Origin of the sequence: Archangium violaceum (genome assembly GCF_016887565.1) — a bacterium.
GTDB classification, from domain to species: Bacteria; Myxococcota; Myxococcia; order Myxococcales; family Myxococcaceae; genus Archangium; species Archangium violaceum_B.
Genome location: NZ_CP069396.1, coordinates 4,831,401 through 4,852,296 on the forward strand (window position 1 = coordinate 4,831,401; position 20,896 = coordinate 4,852,296).

Annotated in this window: 20 protein-coding genes; 18 read left to right on the forward strand and 2 right to left on the reverse strand. The window is 67.8% G+C overall.

Annotated elements, in window-relative coordinates; all coding sequences use genetic code 11:
* Nucleotides 1-127: 127 nt before the first annotated feature.
* Nucleotides 128-523, forward strand: coding sequence for a hypothetical protein (locus tag JRI60_RS19825; RefSeq protein WP_204227426.1), 396 nt, complete (start codon nucleotides 128-130; stop codon nucleotides 521-523).
* Between the two features lie 63 nt (nucleotides 524-586).
* Nucleotides 587-1,111, forward strand: a complete 525-nt coding sequence (locus tag JRI60_RS19830) for a hypothetical protein (RefSeq protein WP_204227427.1) — start codon at nucleotides 587-589, stop codon at nucleotides 1,109-1,111.
* Nucleotides 1,112-1,134: 23 nt separating this feature from the next.
* On the opposite strand, the gene JRI60_RS19835 is transcribed toward JRI60_RS19830, so the two are convergent.
* On the reverse strand, nucleotides 1,135-1,671 hold the full coding sequence (locus JRI60_RS19835) for a MarR family winged helix-turn-helix transcriptional regulator (RefSeq protein WP_204227428.1): 537 nt from the start codon (nucleotides 1,669-1,671) through the stop codon (nucleotides 1,135-1,137).
* A gap of 307 nt (nucleotides 1,672-1,978) precedes the next feature.
* Here JRI60_RS19835 and JRI60_RS19840 point away from each other — a divergent pair, with 307 nt between their 5' ends.
* The 8 genes from JRI60_RS19840 (at nucleotide 1,979) to JRI60_RS19875 (ending at nucleotide 9,383) form a co-directional block, all read left to right on the forward strand.
* Nucleotides 1,979-2,230: a hypothetical protein gene (locus JRI60_RS19840; protein WP_204227429.1), complete on the forward strand. Its 252-nt coding sequence runs from the start codon at nucleotides 1,979-1,981 to the stop codon at nucleotides 2,228-2,230.
* A 375-nt stretch (nucleotides 2,231-2,605) separates the two neighbouring features.
* Nucleotides 2,606-3,781, forward strand: a complete 1,176-nt coding sequence (locus JRI60_RS19845; protein ID WP_204227430.1) for an acyltransferase family protein — start codon at nucleotides 2,606-2,608, stop codon at nucleotides 3,779-3,781.
* A gap of 79 nt (nucleotides 3,782-3,860) precedes the next feature.
* Nucleotides 3,861-4,913 carry a sensor histidine kinase gene (locus JRI60_RS19850; RefSeq protein WP_239470616.1) on the forward strand — a complete coding sequence of 351 codons (1,053 nt, stop codon included), beginning with the start codon at nucleotides 3,861-3,863 and terminating at the stop codon, nucleotides 4,911-4,913.
* Complete coding sequence (locus JRI60_RS19855) at nucleotides 4,910-5,689, forward strand: LytR/AlgR family response regulator transcription factor (RefSeq protein ID WP_204227432.1); 780 nt, start codon at nucleotides 4,910-4,912, stop codon at nucleotides 5,687-5,689. The genes JRI60_RS19850 and JRI60_RS19855 overlap by 4 nt, the downstream gene beginning before the upstream one ends.
* Nucleotides 5,690-5,776: 87 nt before the next feature.
* Nucleotides 5,777-7,081 carry a DUF4105 domain-containing protein gene (locus JRI60_RS19860; protein WP_204227433.1) on the forward strand — a complete coding sequence of 435 codons (1,305 nt, stop codon included), beginning with the start codon at nucleotides 5,777-5,779 and terminating at the stop codon, nucleotides 7,079-7,081.
* A gap of 52 nt (nucleotides 7,082-7,133) precedes the next feature.
* Nucleotides 7,134-8,253 (forward strand): peptide chain release factor 2 gene (gene prfB, locus JRI60_RS19865; RefSeq protein ID WP_239470617.1). Its coding sequence is split into 2 segments (ribosomal slippage): nucleotides 7,134-7,202 and nucleotides 7,204-8,253, totalling 1,119 coding nucleotides; the frame shifts between segments, so codons are not numbered across the junction.
* Nucleotides 8,254-8,367: 114 nt separating this feature from the next.
* On the forward strand, nucleotides 8,368-9,003 hold the full coding sequence (locus JRI60_RS19870) for a sigma-70 family RNA polymerase sigma factor (RefSeq protein ID WP_430384390.1): 636 nt from the start codon (nucleotides 8,368-8,370) through the stop codon (nucleotides 9,001-9,003).
* A 26-nt stretch (nucleotides 9,004-9,029) separates the two neighbouring features.
* Nucleotides 9,030-9,383 carry an anti-sigma factor family protein gene (locus JRI60_RS19875; protein ID WP_239470618.1) on the forward strand — a complete coding sequence of 118 codons (354 nt, stop codon included), beginning with the start codon at nucleotides 9,030-9,032 and terminating at the stop codon, nucleotides 9,381-9,383.
* A gap of 910 nt (nucleotides 9,384-10,293) precedes the next feature.
* Here the strand turns inward: JRI60_RS19875 and JRI60_RS19880 are convergent.
* Nucleotides 10,294-10,512: a hypothetical protein gene (locus JRI60_RS19880; RefSeq protein ID WP_204227435.1), complete on the reverse strand. Its 219-nt coding sequence runs from the start codon at nucleotides 10,510-10,512 to the stop codon at nucleotides 10,294-10,296.
* A gap of 217 nt (nucleotides 10,513-10,729) precedes the next feature.
* On the opposite strand from JRI60_RS19880, the gene lysS reads away from it, so the two are divergent.
* The 8 genes from lysS to lpxA all read left to right on the forward strand — a co-directional run bounded on the left by lysS (nucleotide 10,730) and on the right by lpxA (nucleotide 20,894).
* Complete coding sequence (lysS, locus tag JRI60_RS19885) at nucleotides 10,730-12,274, forward strand: lysine--tRNA ligase (RefSeq protein WP_204227436.1); 1,545 nt, start codon at nucleotides 10,730-10,732, stop codon at nucleotides 12,272-12,274.
* A 12-nt stretch (nucleotides 12,275-12,286) separates the two neighbouring features.
* Nucleotides 12,287-14,662 carry an ABC transporter permease gene (locus tag JRI60_RS19890; RefSeq protein WP_204227437.1) on the forward strand — a complete coding sequence of 792 codons (2,376 nt, stop codon included), beginning with the start codon at nucleotides 12,287-12,289 and terminating at the stop codon, nucleotides 14,660-14,662.
* Between the two features lie 5 nt (nucleotides 14,663-14,667).
* Nucleotides 14,668-15,342, forward strand: a complete 675-nt coding sequence (locus JRI60_RS19895) for an ABC transporter ATP-binding protein (RefSeq protein ID WP_204227438.1) — start codon at nucleotides 14,668-14,670, stop codon at nucleotides 15,340-15,342.
* Nucleotides 15,343-15,492: 150 nt separating this feature from the next.
* On the forward strand, nucleotides 15,493-17,871 hold the full coding sequence (bamA, locus tag JRI60_RS19900; protein WP_204227439.1) for an outer membrane protein assembly factor BamA: 2,379 nt from the start codon (nucleotides 15,493-15,495) through the stop codon (nucleotides 17,869-17,871).
* 103 nt (nucleotides 17,872-17,974) lie between these two features.
* Entirely contained in the window at nucleotides 17,975-18,550 is a 576-nt protein-coding gene (locus tag JRI60_RS19905; protein ID WP_204227440.1) for an OmpH family outer membrane protein, read from the forward strand.
* 10 nt (nucleotides 18,551-18,560) lie between these two features.
* Nucleotides 18,561-19,625, forward strand: coding sequence for a UDP-3-O-(3-hydroxymyristoyl)glucosamine N-acyltransferase (lpxD, locus tag JRI60_RS19910; protein WP_204227441.1), 1,065 nt, complete (start codon nucleotides 18,561-18,563; stop codon nucleotides 19,623-19,625).
* Nucleotides 19,625-20,098: a 3-hydroxyacyl-ACP dehydratase FabZ gene (gene fabZ / locus JRI60_RS19915; RefSeq protein ID WP_204229014.1), complete on the forward strand. Its 474-nt coding sequence runs from the start codon at nucleotides 19,625-19,627 to the stop codon at nucleotides 20,096-20,098. The genes lpxD and fabZ overlap by 1 nt, the downstream gene beginning before the upstream one ends.
* 19 nt (nucleotides 20,099-20,117) lie before the next feature.
* The gene (lpxA, locus tag JRI60_RS19920) at nucleotides 20,118-20,894 is read left to right on the forward strand and encodes an acyl-ACP--UDP-N-acetylglucosamine O-acyltransferase (protein WP_204227442.1); all 777 of its coding nucleotides are present in this window, start codon (nucleotides 20,118-20,120) and stop codon (nucleotides 20,892-20,894) included.
* Nucleotides 20,895-20,896: the final 2 nt, after the last annotated feature.

Here is a 20,896-nt window from a genome sequence, read left to right on the forward strand (position 1 = left end):
ATATACGAGGCGCCATGGATTGAATGCCGTCCCCCCGGAACCGTCTGCTTGCGCGCGGATTTCTTCCGCTCCCCTTTTCACGGGGACGCCGGTCTTCACCGGTTCTGAGAATCCAAAGGGAGACGACATGACGAAGAAGAGCGCGGTGCTGGGGTGTGTGGTGGCGAGCCTGTTCGCGGGGACGGTGGCGTGGGCGGGGAGCCGGTATGCCTATCCGGTCTTCATCGATGTGCCGGGGCGGACGGCCTACGGCACGCTCGGCGCGGCGCGGAACAGCAACGACAATGTCCAGTTCATCTCGTGCGACACGCACGCCTACAGCGACGGTAGCAAGAACATGAGCTGCGCCGCGAAGACCACCGCGGGCACCTACGTGTACTGTACGTCGAGCGTGGCGGGCCTGGTGGACGCGGCGCAGAGCATCTCGGGCGACTCGTTCATCTACTTCGAGTGGAACACGAGCGGGGCGTGCACGTACCTGGGCGTGGGCAACAGCTCGGAGTACGCGCCGAAGCTGCAGTAATCCAGCGGGGAGACGCGCGGTCCTCGTGGCCGCGCTCTCCATGCAGCCGGGAGATCATCGCCCATGCAGACACGGATGAAGCTGTTGCTCCTGGTGACGTGGGGGCTGGGAGGAGGCCTGGGCTTCCTCGTGGGCAGGGGCTCGGCCCCCCTGGACACGCATGACGAGCTGCGCACCCTGCTCGAGCGGCAGGGCGCGCAGCTCACGGCTCTGGAGGCCCGGCTCGGTCCCGCCTCGCGGCAGGTGCACTGTGCCGTGGCCGCGCCTGGTGGAGGTGGCCTGGATGCCGCGTGGCTCCGAGCGGAGCTGTCGCGCATCCTCGAGGAGGAGCTGGGCCCGCGGCGCGCGAAGGCGGGACAGGAGCCGGCCCCGGAACCCTCGACGGAGAGCGTGGCGTCGCTCCAGGAGGGCCACCGCCTCATCGACGAGGCCAGTCGAGCCCGGCGGTGGACGGAGGAGGATGCGCGGGAGCTGCGACGCATGATGGGTGGGCTGAGTGGAGCCCAGCGCGAGGAGCTCATGCGTCGGTTCGCCGTCTTCGTCAACGCGGGTGGCGTCGACGTGCAGGTGCGCGGGCCCCCCTTCTGAGCACGCAGGGGCCCGGCGCGGGCTCACCCGGCTCGAAGCGAGAAGGAGTGGGAGGGCTCCTGACGCAGCGGGGCGCTGCCGACGCCCAGCTCCTCGGCGATCGCGGTGAGCACGTCCTGGGCACCCACCAGCTGGGCTTCCGGCACGCGGGAGAGCGCCCGCTCCACGGCGGCCTCCACGGTGCCGGTGGTGGGGACGTCCAGCTCACGGCCCGCCTGGGTGAGGGAGAAGCGCGCCTTGCGCGCGTCGAGCGGATCCGGCGTGCGCTCGACATGGCCCCGCTTCTCCAGGCGCTTCATGACGCCGGTGAGCGTGCTGGGGTGGACATGGAGGATTCGCGCGAGTCGGCCCGCGGTGATGCCGGGGTAGCGGCCCACGAGCCGGAGCACCAGCCGCTGAGGGCCCGTCAGTCCCAGCTTGGACTCCATGAGCTTCGAGGTCGATTTCAGCTGATGATCCACGGCCCACAACAGGCGCATGAACTCCAGCACCTCGCCCAGAGGGGCCTTCTGGATCTCGTCCGCGGTGGAAGGAACGCCGGCCTCGTCAATTGCCTTCATGGCTACCGTCTCCTGGGCATTCATCAGGCCGCACGGGTCGGCGTGCCTGGATGCTCGGTGGATACTTGGACAGGCAAGCAATGCCTGTGCCGCTCCACCTCCCTCTCGGAGACACATGCGGAGGGGGGCGGGGCATTTTGCCCCATCTGTTCGCACTGGGGCGAAATGGGACTTCCTCCATTTCCCTGGCTGCCTGGCGAGCCCGTGGGTGGTCCGCCGTGCCGCGCTGGCACGGGTGGGGGAGCGGAACCACTTTTCGCCTCAGGTGATGCACATCCAGCGCGCCGTCACCGCGAGGAGGTTTCCCATGGCCCAGTGCGAAGTCTGTGGCAACGAGTACTACCTGGCCTTTCAGGTCGTCACCGCGGGAGTGACCCACACCTTCGATTGCTTCGAGTGCGCCATCCACAAGCTGGCCCCCATCTGCGGCACGTGCGGCTGCAAGATCCTGGGCCACGGCATCGAAGCCAACGACACGTTCTACTGCTGCGCCCACTGTGCCCACGCCCAGGGGGCGAGGGCGATCGTCGACAACGCGGCGCACGTCCAGGTGAGCTAGTGGAGTGTCCACGAAGTTCGTGGAGAGAGTCGTGTTGCCCATGCTCCCTCTCCCTCTGGGAGAGGGCGGGGGGTGAGGGTCGTCACCCGCGTTCCTCGTCCGGTGTGCATCGCGGCACGCAACCGCCCCCCTCGCCGTCCTCTGTGAACTCCCATGGGGTCATGCGCTCCAGGGGGAAGACCCTCACCCTAGCCCTCTCCCAGAGGGAGAGGGGACATCCACGGGCCCTCGGACCATGTCCGAGGACTTCGTGGACGCTTCACTAGCCGGGGAATGCTGTGGGCGTCCGGCTCGCGCCGTCCCGGGTCCGTCTCACGTCTCTCGCGTGGTGACCCCGCCGGAGCCGTCGTACCTGGAGCCTGGAGGAGGCTCCACATGGGTACACCGCTTCGCGCCGAGAATGACCGCCGCCCCGACCTGGACTGGCTCCGGGTGGTGGCCATCCTGCTGCTGCACCTGTTCCACACGGGCATGATGTTCAACTCGTGGGACTGGCACCTGAAGAGCCCCGAGCCCCTCACGGTGCTGGAGCCGCCCATGGAGTTCCTCCACTACGTGAGGATGCCGCTGCTGATGTTCATCTCCGGAGTGGGCACGGCCATCGCCCTGGGCCGGCGCTCGGCGGGCGCCTTCGCGTGGGACCGCACGAAGCGCCTCCTGGGGCCGGTGCTGTTCGGCATGGTCGTGGTGGTGCCTCCGCAGATCTACATCGAGCGGCTCCAGCACGGGTCCTTCCAGGGCAGCTACCTGGATTTCCTCCCGTCGGTGTTCCAGTTCGTGCCGTACCCCGAGGGCAGTACGAGCTGGCATCACCTCTGGTTCGTGGTCTACCTCTTCATCTACTGCCTGCTGACCCTGCCGCTCCTCGCGTGGCTGCGGACGGCGCGAGGCCAGACCTTCATCGCCCGGGCCGACGCGTGGCTCGCCCGGGGGTGGAACGTGGCGCTCCTCTTCCTGCCGCTGGCCCTGGGCCGCCTGCTGTTGCGCCGCTACCCGGAGACCCACGCCCTCGTCGATGATCCGAACACCTTCGTCTACTACGGCCAGCTCTTCCTGCTGGGCCATCTGCTCGGCCGCTGCTCGCGGGTCTGGGAGCATCTGGTGGCGCGGCGGCGCGCGCTGTTGTTGGCCACCGCGGTGCTCTTCGCCCTCATGGTGCACCCCTCCGAGTATCCGCTCGTGCCCGAGGTGCTCGGCACCTACGCGCTCGTGTGGGGGGTCCTGCTCACGGCGCTCGCGTACGCCCGTGCGCACATCACGGCCCGCCGCCCCTGGCTCGCCCATGCGCAGGAGCTGTCCTATCCCTTCTACATCCTCCACCAGACGGTGATCATCGTCGTGGGGTACCTGCTCCTGTCCCTCCGGGTGGGACCCTGGGCCCTCTTCGGAGGGGTGCTCGCCGGGTCGTTCCTGGCGACCTGGGGCCTGTGTGAGCTCATCGCCCGGGTGCGCTGGCTGAGGCCCTGCTTCGGGATGAAGCCGGCGCGGGCCCGAGACCCGGCCCGCGTGGCACCGGAGCCCGTGGAGGGACAATCCGTGCATACTGCCTGACGACGCCATGCCCGCCCCTGATTCCCTGGATGCATCGGCCCGTGCGCCCTGGCGCTGGCCACGGTTCCATCCGCGCACGGTGCTCGCATTGTTCGGCCTCCTGCTGGCCATGGGCCTGTGGCAGGGCAGCGCGGTGCGCTTGAATCTCCTGGGCGATGGCAGCCGGCAGCCCTGGTCCCGGCCGTTCCTCTGGGAGCTGACCGGAAGTCTCTCGGCCTGGCTCTGTCTGCCCATCATCCGGGTGGCGGTGCTCAACGCGCCGGGCCCGCGCGTGGGGTGGGCCCGTTTCCTGGGGCTGCACGGGGTGGCGTTCCTGCTCTACACCGCCCTCCACATCACGGTGATGGTCGGCTCCCGCCATCTGCTCTATCCGTGGCTCGGCTGGGGCGCGTACGAGTACGGGCCGCTGGTCTTCCGCGTCCCCATGGAGGTGCAGAAGGATCTCATCGGCTACGCGGTGGTCGCCACCGTCTGGAGCTTCCTGGACACGATGCGGGAGCGCCAGGCGCGGGCCCTGCACGCCGCCCGGTTGGAGGGAGAGCTGCGGACGGCGCAGCTCCAATCGCTCACCGGTCAGCTCAACCCGCACTTCCTCTTCAATGCCCTCAATACCGTGAGCGCGGTCATGTACGAGGACCTGTCCCGCACGGATCGGCTGCTGAGCGATCTCGGGCAGTTGCTGAGGGCGAGCCTGGAGCATGCGGGGCCGACCTGGACGCTGGCCGAGGAGCGGACGCACACCCAGCGGTTCGTGGACATCCTCACGGCGCGTTTTGGCGAGCGCCTGCGGGTGCGCTGGGAGGTGGCGCCGGGACTGGAGCCGGTCCAGGTTCCCCGCTTCGCGCTGCAGACGCTGGTGGAGAACGCGGTGAAGCACAATCAGGATCGGCGCGAGCCGCTGGAGGTGCGCATCCGTGCGAGAGGGGAGGGCGGAGGCTGGGCCTTGGAGGTGGAGGACACGGGGCGGGGCCTCGGGGAGCCCTCTCCCGCCGGGGGGACGGGGGTGGGCCTGGAGCACCTCACGCGGGTGCTCGCGCTCCTCCACGGAGAGCGCGCCCGGTTGGAGCGGGGCAGCGGTCCCGAGGGAGGCGCGCGCGTGACGCTGCTGCTGCCCCGGGAGGTGACGGTATGACGCCCCCGCGCGTGCTGGTGGTGGACGACGAGGCCCCGGCCCGGGCCAAGGTGAAGCGCCTGCTGGCGGACGACCCGCGCTTCCAGCTGGTGGGCGAGGCGGCCGACGGGAACGAGGCCCTCTCGCGGGTGGAGTCATTGCGGCCGGAGCTGCTCATCCTGGACGTGCAGATGCCGGGCCTCACTGGCTTCGAGGTGTTGGAGGTGCTGGGGCCCGAGGCCTGTCCCCAGGTGATCTTCTCCACCGCGTACGACCAGTACGCGCTGAAGGCCTTCGATGCGCACGCGGTGGACTACCTGCTCAAGCCGTACGATGCCGAGCGCTTCCAGAAGGCACTGGACAAGGCTCACGCGCGGCTCGTGGGGGGGCGCCAGGACGCGGAGCGGCTCGAGGCGCTGCTGGCGGGCCTGTCGCGAGCCCGGGAGCCGGGGCGTCCATTGGAGCGGCTGGTGGTGAAGGTGGGGGAGGCCTGGGTGCCGCTGCGCCTGGATCGGGTCTTCCGCCTCTCGGCGGAGGACAAGTACGTGCGCCTCCACACGGACCAGGGCGAGCACCTGGTCCGCCAGGGACTGAAGGCGCTGGAGGAGCGGTTGGATCCGGAGCGCTTCGTGCGGGTGCACCGCGGGGAGATCATCCAGCTGGACGCCGTGGCGCGTCTGGAGCCCTGGACGCACGGGGACGGCATCCTCGTGCTGAAGGACGGCAGCACGGTGGTGCTCAGCCGGACGTACCGTCAGGCCTTCCTGGAACGGTGGGGCCTGGAGGGGGGGAGCTGAACGCCCGCCCACCTGGCTGTCACACATGGGGTTGAGTCGGGCGTTACGCATGATAGGTAGGCCCGCCCTCATTTGTTGGGACGGACAATGCCCCGCCTTGCTCCATTGCTGACCTGCCTGCTCGGCCTGCTCCTACTGGTTGCACACCCGGCACATGCCCAGGAGATGCCTCCCTGGGGGACGGGCGAGAGCCGGGGCGAGGACCTGAGCATCTACCTGGTCACCTTCGGGCCGGGCGATGACGTGGCGTCGTGGTGGGGGCACGGCTCGCTGGTGGTGGAGGACCACAAGGCCCAGCAGGCGCGCCTCTACAACTACGGGATGTTCTCCTTCGACCAGACCATGCTGCTGCGCTACGCGATGGGGCGGCTCGAGTTCTGGGTGGACGACGCGAGTCCCGGGGCCACGTTCCGCTTCTACCGGTCGCTGAACCGGGACGTGCGGTTGCAGGAGCTGAACCTGTCGGTGGCGCAGAGGGTGGAGCTGGCGCGGCTGCTGGCGGTGAACGTGCTGCCGGAGAACCGCAACTACCTGTACCAGCACTACAGCGACAACTGCGTGACGCGGCTGCGCGATGGCATCGACAAGGTGCTGGGCGGGCAGCTCCAACAGGCGATGAGCACTCCGGGGCGGATGACGCTGCGCGACCACGTGCGCCGCTACACGTCGGTGGGCCCGCCCATGAGCCTGCTGCTCGACTTCCTGATGAACGATGAAATCGACCAGCCCATCACCCGCTGGCAGGAGGCCTTCCTCCCGGACGAGCTGGAGCGGCAGGTGGCGGAGATGCAGGTGGTGGGGGAGGACGGGCAGAAGCACCCGCTGGTGGCGAGGAACATGACCTCCTACGCCTCGCAGGGCCGTCCCCAGACGCCCGAGCAGCCGCCGAAGTACGGGCCGGTGCTGCTGGTGCTGGGCCTCGTGTTCGGCGGTGGCGCGGTGGGCTTGTCCCTCTGGCACCGGCGGAGCGGAGCCCGGGCGCCCCGCCTCCTGCTCGGCCTGCAGAACGTCCTGGTGGGTCTGGTGCTGGGGATTCCGGGTTTTGCCTTGTTCATCATGTGGCTGTTCACCGAGCACACGGTGACGCACCGCAATGAGAACCTCTTCCTGGCCAACCCGCTCACGTTGCTGGCGCTGCCGCTGGGCATCCAGCTGATCTTCGGCTCGGCGCGGGCGCCCGAGCGGCTGCGGCGCTTGTGGCTGGTGCTGGCCGGGTTGGGGCTCCTGGGCCTGGTGCTGAAGGCGCTGCCGATGTTCGACCAGGACAACTGGCGCCTCATCGCGCTCATCCTGCCCATCTCGGCGGGCATGGCCGGGGCGCTGCGGCTGGGCCGGGCTCCGGCGGCGGCCCGGGCACCGGACGCGCTGGCTTCTTCCCTGAAGGCTTCCTAAGAAGCTTCGGCAATCGCGCGCGGGTCACCCCCGCCGCACACTGAGGAAACACATGGCGAACGACTCGATGGAGAAGATCAACGGCCTTCGGGAGCGCCTGCTGGCGCTCCGGGGGCATCTTTGACCTCGACCGCAAGCGGTCACGTATCGCGCTGATCGAGCGCGAATCCACGCTCCCCACCTTCTGGGACGACAACACCAAGGCGCAGGCGATGCTCAAGGAGAAGTCCACGCTGGAGTCGAGCGTGAACTCCTTCGAGAAGACGCTGCGCGGCCTGGACGACGCGCAGGTGCTCTTCGAACTGGCGGCCGAGGTCAACGACGCCGACAGCGCGAAGGAGGCCGAGGACTCGCTCACCACGCTGGAGACGGAGGTGTCCAAGCTGGAGCTGGCGCGGATGCTCTCGGGCGAGCAGGACCGGTCCAACTGCTTCATGGACATCAACGCGGGCGCGGGCGGCACGGACTCGATGGACTGGGCCGCGATGCTCATGCGCATGTACACGCGCTACTGCGAGCAGAAGGGCTGGAAGGTCGAGCTCAACGACTCGGTGCCGGGTGAAGAGGCGGGCTTCAAGAACGTCTCGCTGCGCATCGAGGGCGAGTTCGCCTACGGCTACCTCAAGGCGGAGGTGGGGGTGCACCGGCTGGTGCGCATCAGCCCCTTCGACGCCAACGCGCGCCGGCAGACGGCGTTCGCCTCGGTGGACGTGTACCCGGAGGTCGATGACTCCATCCAGATCGACATCCCGGAGAAGGACTACGAGCTGAAGTTCATCCGCGGTGGCGGCGCGGGCGGTCAGAAGGTGAACAAGACCTCCTCGACGGCGCAGCTGCGCCACCTGCCCACCGGCATCCTCATCACCTGCCAGACGGAGCGCTCGCAGTCGGCCAACAAGGACATGGCGTTCAAGATCCTCCGGGCCCGGCTCTACGAGATGGAGCTGAAGAAGCGTGAGGCCGAGCAGGCGGCGGCCGAGGCGCAGAAGAAGGACATCTCCTTCGGCTCGCAGATCCGCTCCTACGTGCTGGCGCCCTACCGCATGGTGAAGGACCTGCGCACCGGCATGGAGACGGGCAACGTGGACGCGGTGCTGGATGGTGAACTGGAGGAGTTCGTCACCGCCCAGCTGATGGGGGTGAAGAACCCCAACCGGAACATCCCCGAGTAGCCCGGAACCCCGGTGGGAACCTTTCCGCGACCTCGTTGTCCAAGGTCGCGGAACAGGGAGCCGAGGGTGGGGTAGGATGGAAGCGCGCGGTGTAGGCCGCGTGGGAGGTCACCGGTGTCTTCGAGCGAGGTGCTCGGGATGGAGCGGGAGGGGATGCCGGTGACCGGCGAGGCCGAGGCCGCCGTGCGCGAGGAGCGCCTGCTGCTGGCGCGGTTGCGGCGGGGCGAGCCGGAGGCCTTCGAGGCGCTGGTGCGGGCCAATCAGGACCGGCTCTTCGACTTCTGCGTGCGGATGGTGGGGGATCGCGAGGAGGCGAACGATCTGGTGCAGGACATCTTCGTGAGCGCCCACCAGAACCTGTCGAGGTTCCGGGAGGACGCGAAGCTGTCCACGTGGCTGTTCCGGATAGGAAAGAACCACTGCATCAACCGGCTGAAGTACCTGAAGCGGCGGGGGAGGGGACGGTCGGAGGAGTACGGCGAGCAGAGTGAGGGGGCGTTGGCGGAGGCGTTGGGGGCGCAGCCGGGGCCGGACGCGGCATTGGAGTCGGCGCGGGAGCAGGCGCGGGTGCAGTGGGCCATCTCGAAGCTGGAGCCGGACGCGCGGATGCTGGTGGCGCTGCGGGACATCGAGGGACTGTCGTACGAGGAGATCGTCGACATCACCGAGCTGGCGTTGGGAACCGTGAAGAGTCGGCTCCACCGGGCGCGGGAGAAGCTGGCGGATCTCCTGGGACGGCTTGAGGAATGAACGGTTTTCAGCGGAGACTCCGGGACATGTCAGCACAGCTCAGCCACCGCGAGACCAAGGCCCTGTTCATCGCGCTCGCCGACGAGGAGCTTCCCGCCGAGAAGGAGCAGGCGGTGCGCTCGCACCTGGAGGAGTGTGGCGAGTGCCAGAAGGGCTGGCAGAGCTATTCGAGCACCGTGTTGCGGCTGCGGAAGGTGGAGAAGGAGAAGGCTCCGCCGGCGCTGACCTCGATGGTGATGACGCGGCTGAAGCGGCAGCGGCGCTTCGGGCTGAAGCGGCTGCACCTGGCGCACGCGCAGTACCGGCTCCCGGTGGAGGTGCTCATCCCGCTGCTCATCGCGGCGGCGGTGGGCGCCTTCCTCATCATGTCCGCGCCCTGAGCCGCGAGGGGCGGCTCTGAGGCATCAGCAGCCCGTCAGTCGTACCGCGGAAAGCACAGCCACGACTCTTCGACGGGAAGGTAGCCACACTTGTTGTTCGGGCCACAGGTATCCGGCCCGTTCGGGTCGCACCGCTGGCGGCAGGCACCAAAGTCACAAACGAGTCCGTTCGGGCACGGAGGTTTGTTCTTGCCACAGGGCACCACGCACTCCATGTCGACAGTGGGCCGCTGCCCTCCGAGCCGATAGCGGACCTGGCACTCGCGTCCCTCGGGGCAGGCCGTTCGCTGACAGTTGCTTCCCCGGAGAACCGCGCACATGGGGAGGTCATCGTCGTGGAGGATGCACTCCTGTCCTTCGGGGCACGCCCTGTCCTTGCAGTGGGGTCGACAAGAAGGACCATCGGGGCCATTGCGACAAGCAAAGCCGTCCGGACAACTCGTGGGTTCCTCCAACCCGCAGGGTCTGCCGCAGACGCCGTTGCAGACGAGCCCCTGAACACAGGCTTCTTCCTGTGTGTCCGCGCTGGTGACGCAGGGTTGTCCTTCCTGGCGCGTACCGATGACGACACATCTCCGCACCCGTGGGCCATTGTCCAGGGTGGGGCGTGTTCGGCAGGTGAAGCCCTCCTTGCACTGGGAATCCGACTGACACTCACTGGCGACGCAGAAGCGGGGCCCTCCCGTGTAGAGCTCGAGGCACCCGAGAGGTGGCTCACAATCCTCGAGTCGGGTGCAGTGCCTCTCGAAGGTTTGGAGCTGGCGACGCTCGTCGGGTGCCAGAATCGGGCTGATGTCCGTTTCGGGTGAGGGGGTGGACCAGCGTGTCCAGGAAGTCGCGGCGTGGAGGGTGAGGACGAGCGGCAAGGGCAGCAGCAGTCCCGCGATGATGCCAATGGCTCGTTTCCAACTCACTCGCATATCCAGCGGCATGGAGGTTGCCCGTTGGGGCCATAGCACTCCTTCCGGCGCGGCTGGTTGGGCGGGCACTCCTTCCGGGCCTCACGCTCCTCTTGGAGGTCCTTCTGCATGGCCTCATCCATGGTGCCACCAATCATCCAGTCATGAGGGCATCCTGTCCCGACGACGAGCAGGAGCAGCGCGGGCACGAGTGCGATACGTCCGGGCATGGGTCTTCCCCCCTTCCCACGGAAGGGTAGCACGTGGCTCGCGATGCCCCGCATCATGTTCCAGTCAGGTGTGAGATGACTTGAAAAGTCACATCCATGGGCCTGACCTGACTCCCCATGCGCCTCAGGGGAGTGCCCGTCGGGAACATCCGCCTTACCCATTCGTTGCGTCCCGGGGTGCGCTTGGCTACGGTGCCGCGCCCTTACGGGATGCCCCATGGCTGACACTCCAGAGAACAAGAACGCGGAAGCGGACCTCGGGTCCAAGGAGCAGGAGATCTACGACCAGCGCCTCGACAAGGCGCGCAAATGGCGGGACTCCGGCTTCAACCCGTACGGCAACGGCTACCGTCCCCAGCACCTCGCCGCCAACATCCTCGAGCGCCACGGCAACCAGTCCATCGAGGACCTGGAGAAGGCCGAGCCCATCTCCTACGACGTGGCCGGCCGCATCGTGGCCGTGCGCAGCTTCGGCAAGGCCGCCTTCGTCAAGCTGCGCGACCGCTCGGGGGAGATCCAGGCCCACCTCAAGAAGGACGCCCTCGGGGACGCCTACGAGCTCTTCAAGCTCACCGACATGGGTGACTTCGTCGCCGTCCAGGGCACCATCTTCCGCTCCAAGACGGGCGAGCTGACCCTGTCCGCCACGAAGTTCGTGCCGCTCACCAAGTCCCTGCGGCCCCTGCCCGAGAAGTGGCACGGCCTCACGGACGTGGAGATCCGCTACCGCCAGCGCTACCTGGACATGGTCTCCAACCCCGAGGTGAAGCAGACCTTCCTCAAGCGCAACAAGCTCATCCGCTTCATCCGGGACTTCCTCGACGCTCGCGACTTCGTCGAGGTGGAGACCCCGATGATGCACCCGCTGGTGTCCGGCGCGGCGGCGCGTCCGTTCATCACCCACCACAACGCGCTGGACATCGATCTGTACATGCGGATCGCTCCGGAGCTGTACCTCAAGCGTCTGGTGGTGGGCGGCATCGAGCGCGTCTACGAGATCAACCGCAACTTCCGCAACGAGGGCATCAGCACCCGGCACAACCCCGAGTTCACGATGCTCGAGTTCTACCAGGCCTACGCCACGTTCGAGGACCTGATGGACCTCACCGAGGAGATGCTCTCGGGCGCGGCGAAGGCGGTGACGGGGGACACGAAGGTGACCTACCAGGGTCACGTGCTGGACTTCGGCAAGGGCTGGAAGCGCATCCCCATGACCGAGGCCATCCGCGAGGTGGTCCCCTCGCTCTCCGACAAGGACATGGCGGACGCGGATCGACTGCGCGCCGAGCTGCTCAAGACGACGCACGGCGAGGCCGAGCGCCGCGCCATCGAGACCATGCACCACGGGGAGCTGGTGGGCGCGCTCTTCGAGCACCACGTGGAGCAGAAGCTGGTGCACCCCACCTTCATCACGCACTACCCCACCGCCGTCAGTCCGCTGGCGCGCCGCAACGACCAGAATCCGGACATCACCGACCGCTTCGAGCTCTTCGTCGCCGGCCGGGAGATCGGCAACGCCTTCTCCGAGCTCAACGACCCGATCGATCAGAAGGGCCGCTTCCTCGCCCAGCTGGACGCCAAGCAGCGCGGTCAGCAGGAGACGATGGACTACGACGAGGACTACATCCGCGCCCTCGAGCATGGCATGCCGCCCACGGCCGGCGAGGGCATCGGGATTGATCGCGTCGCCATGCTGTTCTCGGACGCGCCGTCGATCCGCGACGTCATTCTGTTCCCCCTCCTCAAGCCGCTTGCGAAGTAGGCAGGAAACCTCGTGAACGCCGAACGGCAGACCGTCTACCGCTGGAGCTTCATCTGGAGCGGCGCCCTCGTGGCGCTCGTGGGGGCCGTGCTGCTCGGCGTGGCCATCACCAAGTCCGACGCCTGGGAGCGAGTCGGCGGCGTGCTGGGGATGTCGATGCTCGCCTGGGGTGGGCTGCTGCAGACACTCCAGGCGCTGGGGCTCACGGCGGTGCAGTCCACCGCCCTGCGCTCCTCGGTGAACGTCTCCGGCACACAGTTCATCCTGTCCGGCGCGGCCGCCTGGCTGGTGGGGTGGGCGATCATCGCCGCCGGCATCCGGCGTGCTCCGGTCTCCGCCGAGGGACCGAGCCCGGCCGCCGGGGCGGAGCTCTACCCTCGGCTGGCCCAGTACCGCGACTTCTACTGGAGCACCCTGGGCGCCTACGGCGGGGGCATCCTGCTCTCGGAGCTGGTGCTCATCCTCCTGCAGACGTTCCTGTCCAGCGGTGGTGGCGCGGGAGCGGAAGGGGAGGGCGGGCTGCCTCCGACGGGCGCCTTCGCCATCGCGTTGATCCTCTCGTCGCTCGTGGCCTTCGGGAGCGGCTTCGTGGGGGCCTCGCGGGCGCGGCGGCTGGCCATGCCCGAGGCCACCATCGGCGTCATCTACTTCGGCCTGCCCGTGCCCGTGCTGCTGACGCTGATGGAGCAGCTGCCGGACCTCCAGATGTCGCTGGGCTACCGGCTGCGCGAGGTGACGTACCTGGCGGACATGCTCGGTCGCCCGGTGATCGGCTACTGGCTCGTCTTCTCGCTGCTGGTGCTGATGCTGGTGCTGGGCATCAACACCGGCTTCATCGCCGCGGGCAGCGGGCGCGTGGACCTGAAGCTCGGCTTCGAGCTGTTCGTCGCCCGCAGGCACGTGGGCGTGTTCCGCCCCTCGTTGCTGCTGGGCACGCTGGCGGTGTTGATGTTCGGCATCGTCCCGCCGCTCATCGTCTACGGCATCATCCGCGCGGTGGAGGCCGCCGTGGAGCGCACCCGCATCCGAGCGCTCGGCATGAAGGACCCGCTCGCCGCCGCATCCGCGCTCAACAACCTCAAGCTGCGCGAGCAGTCGCCCACCATGATGATGACGGCGCTCTCCGTGGGCGGCGTGGGCGTGGGCGTGATGGCCCTCATCATCGTGCTCTCGGTGATGAGCGGCTTCGAGGTGGATCTCCAGCAGAAGATCCTCGGGGCCCACTCGCACGTGGTGGTGTCCAAGTACGCGGGCAACCTGTCCGAGTACAAGCGGCTGATGGAGCAGATCGCCAAGGTGCCCGGCGTGGTGGGGCAGACGCCCTCCATCGACAACCCCGTCATGGTGCTCGGCGAGGGCGATGAGGTGCAGGGCATCGTGCTCAAGGGCATCGACCCGGACACCGTGGGCTCGGTGTTGGATCTGCGCAAGAACATGCTTCCGGGCGGCGAGCTGGACTACCTCCAGAAGCCCGAGAAGATCTCCCCCCGGCGCACGCTGGGCTTCGGCACCGAGTCCTCCCAGAAGCAGGAAGAGGAGGAGGAGTCCGAGGATCCCATCATCGGCAAGAGCACCAAGAGCGCCCAGGAGAAGGTGCTGCCCGGCATCGTGCTCGGCCGGGAGCTGGCCACCATCCTGCGCGTGGTGGTGGGGGACCGGGTGAACGTCATCTCCCCGCAGGGCGCCGAGCTGGGCCCCGCGGGCCTCATCCCCAAGAGCCGGGCCTTCCGCGTGGCCGGCATCTTCTACTCGGGCATGTACGAGTACGACGCCAAGTTCGCCTACATCCTGCTCGGCGAGGCGCAGAAGCTCTTTGGCACCGATGGCCCCAGCGGCATCGAGCTGAAGGTGTTGGACGTGGATGACGCCCGGCGCATCGCGAGCCTGGTGTCGCGCGAGCTGGGCGGCTACCCCTACCGCGCACGCGACTGGGGAGAGATCCACCGCAACATCTTCTCCGCGCTCCGGCTCGAGAAGCTGGTGATGGGCATCATCCTGTCCATCATCATCGTGGTGGCCGCCGGCCTCATCGTGGCCACCGTCATCATGCTGGTGCTGGAGAAGCGCAAGGAGATCGCCGTACTCAAGGCGCTCGGCGTGTCCGACGGCGGCATCGTGAAGATCTTCCTCGCCGAGGGCCTGCAGATTGGCGTGGCCGGGGGTCTGCTGGGCCTCTTCTCCGGCCTGAGCTGGTGCCTTTTCATCGAGAAGGTGGGCATCAAGCTGGACCCGTCCGTCTATTACATCCCGGCGCTGCCGGTGAAGATCGAACCCCTCCAGACCGCGCTGTCGGTGGTCATCGCGGTACTCGTCACCTACCTGGCATCCATCTATCCCGCGCTCAAGGCGAGCAGCGTGGAGCCGGTGGAAGGCCTGAAGGCGGAGTGAGGACGATGGCGCTGCTCTCCATCCGCAACGTCTTCAAGAGCTACTTCCTGCACGGCAAGCGCATCGACGTGCTCCGGGGCGTGTCCCTGGACATCGAGAAGGGCGAGCTGGTGAGTCTCATCGGCGCGTCCGGCGCGGGCAAGAGCACCTTCCTGCACGTGCTGGGCACGCTGGACATGCCGGCCGCGGGCGAGCTGCTCTTCGAGGGCCGCTCCGTCTTCGCGATGAACGACGCGGAGATCGCCGAGTTCCGCAACCGCACCATCGGCTTCGTCTTCCAGAGCCACTACCTGCTGCCCGAGTTCACCGCCCTGGAGAACGTGGCCATGCCGGCGCTCGTCCAGCGCCGGGACCGGACCCAGTCCTATGCCTACGCCCGCGAGCTGCTGGAGCGGGTGGGGTTGGGCAGCCGGGTGGAGCACCGGCCCGGCGAGCTGTCCGGCGGCGAGGCCCAGCGCGTGGCCCTGGCCCGGGCCCTGGTGCTCAAGCCCGCGGTGCTGCTGGCCGACGAGCCCACCGGCAACCTGGACCCCGCCACCGGCGAGGGCATCCACCAGCTCCTGCGCGAGGTGAACCGGGACCTGGGCATCACCGCCGTGGTGGTGACCCACAATGAAACATTGGCCCGCTCCATGCCCCGGCGGCTGCGGTTGGTGGCCGGCCAGGTGACCGAGGCTTGACGCTCCAGCCCCCCCTCCACGCGATTTCCCGTTGAGACCCGCCGAATTCCTCCCGTAGATTGCCCCGCCCTTTACTGGCGATTGCTCTTGAGGCTCCCCGTTCTCTCGCTCAGGTTCCTTCTCCCGCTGCTCGCCGCCGTTTGGACGGTGATGCCCGGTCGTGTGCTCGCGCAGGCGGACGAGGGCACCCCGCCGGCCTCCGTGCCTCCCGCGGCGCTCCCCTCGGTCCCCCCCGCGCCGGGTGCCGACACCCCCGCGCCCCCCGCCGACCGCGAGGTCCGCGAGGGTGAGGTGGTCGACATCCGTGTCGAGGGCAACCGCCGCGTCGAGGCCGAGGCCGTCCGCCGCGCCCTCAGGACCAAGGTGGGCCAGGTCTTCGACGAGGCGCGCACCGCCGAGGATCTCCGCGCCGTCTGGGCGCTCGGCTACTTCAGCGATGTGCAGCTGTTGACGCAGCAACTGCCCAACGGTGGCATCGCCTACGTGGTGCGCGTGCAGGAGCGCCCCTCCATCCGCGCCGTCAAGCTCGCCGGCAACGAGGAGCTCAGCCAGGACGACCTGAAGGAGGCCATCGAGGTCAAGGCCCTCTCCATCCTGGACCTGGACGTGGTGCGCCGCACCCAGAAGAAGATCCAGGAGAAGTACGTCGACAAGGGCTACTTCCTCGCCGAGGTCAACTACAAGATCAACCCCGTCGAGAACGGCCAGGTCGATGTCATCTTCAACATCGACGAGCACGCCAAGGTGATGGTGAAGGACATCCTCCTGCTGGGCGCGGAGAAGGTCCCCGCCTCCCGACTCAAGGACGTGATGCTCACCAAGGAGGGCGGCTACCTCTCCTTCCTCACCGGCGAGGGCACCTACCGCGAGGAGGTGTTCCAGCGCGACCTGGCCGTCATCCAGGCCACCTACTACGACGAGGGCTTCATCAACGTCCGGGTGGACAAGCCCACCGTCTCGCTCTCCGCCGACAAGCGCTACATCTTCATCACCATCCGGGTGACCGAGGGCGAGCGCTACAACATCGGGAACATCGACTTCTCCGGTGACCTGGTGGTGTCCAAGGAGGAGCTGGCCAAGCAGATGCGCTCCTCGACGGGCCAGAACTTCAGCCGCGCGCAACTGGGCCAGGACATCCAGGCGTTCACGGACGTCTACTACGACCGTGGTTACGCCTACGCCAACATCAACCCCGTCACCGCCGTCAACGCGGAGACGAAGACGGTGGACCTGACCTTCGACGTGCAGAAGGGTCCGCAGGTCTCCATCGAGCGCATCGACGTCGTCGGCAACACCAAGACGCGCGACAAGGTCATCCGCCGCGAGCTGCGCGTCTACGAGGGTGAGCTCTACAGCGGCACCGGCGTGCGCCGCAGCAAGGAGCGCGTCACGGCGCTCGGCTTCTTCGAGACGGTGGAGGTGACGCAGAAGCCCGGCAGCAGCCCGGACACCATCGTCATCCAGGTGGAGGTGAAGGAGAAGGCCACCGGTACCTTCCAGGTGGGTCTCGGCTTCTCCAACGTGGAGAGCTTCATCTTCACGGCCCAGGTGTCGCAGAACAACTTCCTCGGCTGGGGCCAGAGCGTGTCGGCCTCGGCGCAGATCTCCAGCCTGCGCTCGCTCGTCCAGCTGTCGTTCTTCGACCCGTACTTCCTGGACACCAACTTCCTGCTCTCCGCGGACTTCTTCCGGGTGGAGGCGGAGTACGACGACTTCGTCCGCCAATCGACCGGTGGCAGCCTGTCCCTGGGCTACCAGGTCCTCGAGGACCTGCTCGTCAACGTGGGCTACTCGCAGGAGCACGTGAACGTGCAGGCCGCGGAAGGCCTGGGCGGCGTGCTGTTGGCCAACCGCTTCCTGAGCGGCGTGACGAGCTCGGTGCGCCTGTCCGTCACCTACGACAAGCGCAACAACCGCCTCTTCCCCTCCCAGGGCTTCATCCACTACGGCTCGGTGGAGTACGCGCCCAGCTGGCTCGGCGGCTCGTTCCTCTTCTCCCGCTACTCGGCCTACTCGCGCCTCTACTTCCCGCTGCCCCTGGGTGCCGTCTTCAAGACGAACGCCACCATCGGCTACATCCAGCAGCTGGATGCCAACCGCCCGCTGCCCATCTCGGAGCTCTACTACCTGGGTGGCATCAACTCGGTGCGTGGCTACGCGCTGCGCACCATCAGCCCCTCGCTGCTGGCGCCGCGCTCGGCCTCGCCGGACGCCGCCATCCAGCGGCTCGACGTGGGTGGCAACAAGCAGTTCATCCTCAACGTCGAGCTGGAGTTCCCCATCGTCGAGAAGGCCGGCATCCGTGGCGTGCTCTTCTACGACGCGGGCAACGCCTTCGCCGTCAACGAGAACTTCTTCGAGAGCAACCAGAACAGGACCCTGCCCCTGGGGCTCTTCCACTCGGTGGGTTTCGGCTTCCGGTGGTTCTCGCCGGTCGGTCCCCTGCGCTTCGAGTGGGGAATCCCGCTCACGAAACGTCCGGAAGACCAGGCCCTCCTGTTCGAGTTTACGATCGGCAATTTCTTCTGATAGGTCGTCCGCCCGGTCCACGAGCGGCCGTCTTCACGGCCGTTTGAAGATGGACTGGAACGGGACGTCTGAGTTTCAAACTTCCCCCGAGGAGCTGTCGCACATGTCGCTTCGAAGCAAACTGTCGGTTCTGGCCCTTGCCCTCTCGCTTGCCGTGCCGACCCTGGCCGCGGCCGCCGACCTGAAGGTCGCGTACGTGGACTACCAGCGCGTCCTGCTCGAGGTGGATGACGGCAAGGCCGCCAAGGTCCGTCTCCAGAAGTGGCTGGAGTCCCGCCAGAAGGAGATCGACTCCCAGCAGGAGGCCCTCCGCAAGGAGAAGGAGACGCTGGACAAGCAGGCCAGCGCCATGAGCGAGGAGACGCGCATCCAGAAGGCCACCGACCTGCAGAAGAAGGTCTACGAGCTCGCCCAGAAGTGGGAGCAGAGCCGCGGTGAGGCCGCCGAGAAGGAGCGCAAGGAGATGGAGCCCATCATCGCGAAGATCGACGAGGTCATCGGCAAGATCGCCGAGCGCGACGGGCTGAGCATGGTCTTCGAGAAGCGCGACTCCGGTCTGGTCTTCGCCCTCAGCCAGTTCGACCTGACCAACGAGGTCATCCGCACCTACAACACCTCCAAGGGCAAGGCCAGCGCTCCGAAGGACGCCCCGGTCGCCAAGGACGCCCCCAAGAAGTAGGCCTTCTCCCGTGCAAGCACCCACCCCCCGCCGGCTCGGGGAGCTCGCCGCCCATGTGGGCGGTGAGCTCGTCGGAGACGCCGGCCTGTTGATCACCGGCCTCAACGGGCTCTCCGAGGCCGTGCCTGGCGAGCTCTCCTTCTACGGCAACCCGCGCTATCGCCGGCAGTACGAGGCCTCGCGGGCCTCCGCCGTGCTGGTGGGTCCGGACACGGACGTCCGCGAGGGCGTGTCGCTCGTGCGGGTGGTCAATCCGCACCTGGCCTTCGCGAAGCTCTCCAGCCTCTTCCACCCCCGGCCGTCGTACGTGGCGGGAGTGCGGCCCGGCGCGCACGTGCACTCCGAGGCGCGCGTGCACCCGGAGGCGGCGGTGATGGCTGGTGCCACGGTGGAGAAGAACGCCACCGTTGGCGCCCGCGCGGTGCTCTTCCCCGGCGCCTACGTGGGCGAGGGCGCGAGCATCGGCGAGGACAGCCTGCTGTACCCCAACGTCACGGTGCGCGAGCACTGTCAGGTGGGGGCGCGCGTCATCCTCCACGCCTCGAGCGTGGTGGGCGCGGACGGGTTCGGCTTCGCCTTCAACCCGGAGGGCGAGAGCGGGCCGGAGCACTTCAAGGTGCCCCAGGCCGGCATCGTCCGCATCGAGGACGACGTGGAGGTGGGGGCCTGCACCACCATCGACCGGGCGACGATCGGCGAGACGGTCATCGGCCGCGGGTCGAAACTCGACAACCTGGTGCAGATCGCCCACAACGTGAAGGTGGGCCCGCTGTCGCTCATCTGCGCGCAGGCGGGCGTGTCCGGCTCGGCGGAGCTGGGCACGGGCGTGGTCCTGGCGGGGCAGGTGGGCGTGGTGGGTCACATCCGGGTGGGAGACCTGGCCAAGGTCGGCGCCCAGTCCGGGGTGGCGCACGACGTGGAGGACGGACAGGTGGTGAGCGGCAGCCCGGCCATGCCACACAGAGAGTGGTTGCGCATGTCGGCCGCACTCGGGCAGATCAGCGATCTGCTCAAGGAAGTGCGTACCCTGCGTCGCAGGGTCGAGACGCTCGAGAAGAAGGAGAAGGGCGGATGATGGACATCCAGGAGATCCAGCAGTTGCTGCCCCACCGCTATCCGTTCCTTCTGGTGGATCGGGTGGTGGAGATCGTTCCGGGCCAGAAGATCACGGCCTACAAGAACGTCACGATGAACGAGCCCTTCTTCAACGGCCACTTCCCCGGTCACCCGGTGATGCCGGGGGTGCTCATCCTGGAGGCGATGGCGCAGGTGTCGGCCATCCTCGCCTACAAGACGGCGCAGATGGACCCCACGAAGATGGTGTCGTACCTGATGAGCGTGGATGGCGCCCGCTTCCGCAAGCCGGTGGTGCCGGGAGACCGCCTCCTGTTGACCGTCGAGGTGGTCCGCCACAAGGGCGCCATCTGGAAGACGAAGGGGACGGCCACGGTGGACGGGGTGAGGGTGGCCGAGGGCGAGTTCATGGCCACCGTGGTGGACAAGGACAAGAACAAGGACACGGGCGGCTCGGAGCCCGAGGCGTCCTGAGCAGGCGAGGAGGCTCACCATGGCGCAGGTTCACCCCACGGCGGTGGTCCATCCCGGTGCTCGCCTCCACGAGACGGTGGAGGTCGGCCCCTACGCCGTCATCGGCGAGAAGGTGACGATTGGCGCGGGCTCACGCGTGGGCCCCCACGTCGTCATCGACGGTCGCACCACGCTGGGCGAGCGCAACGTCATCCATCCGTTCGCCTCGGTGGGCGGGGCCCCGCAGGATTTGAAGTACGCGGGCGAGGACACCCAGCTCATCATCGGCAACGGCAACACCATCCGCGAGTCCGCCACGCTCAACATCGGCACGGTCGGTGGGGGCGGCGTGACGCGGGTGGGCAACAACAACCTCTTCATGGCCTACAGCCATGTGGCCCATGACTGCCTGGTGGGCAACGGCTGCGTCGTGGCCAACAGCGTGGCGCTGGCCGGGCACGTCCAGGTGGAGGACTTCGTCATCCTCGGAGGCCTGTCCGCGGTGCACCAGTTCACCCGGCTGGGCAAGCACGCCTTCATCGCGGGTGGCTCCATGGTGACCATGGACGTGCCCCCGTACTGCACGGCGCAGGGAGACCGGGCGGAGCTGGCCGGCCTCAACGTGGTGGGCCTTCAGCGGCACGGCTTCAACGAGGAGCAGATCGGCCGCATCAAGGAGGCCTACAAGGTGCTCTTCCGCTCGAAGCTGCAGCTGGCGGAGGCCCTGGCCCGGCTGAAGACGGACATGGGCGGCCACCCGGAGATCGACTACCTGGTGGACTTCATCAGCCAGAGCAAGCGCGGCCTGACGCGCTGACG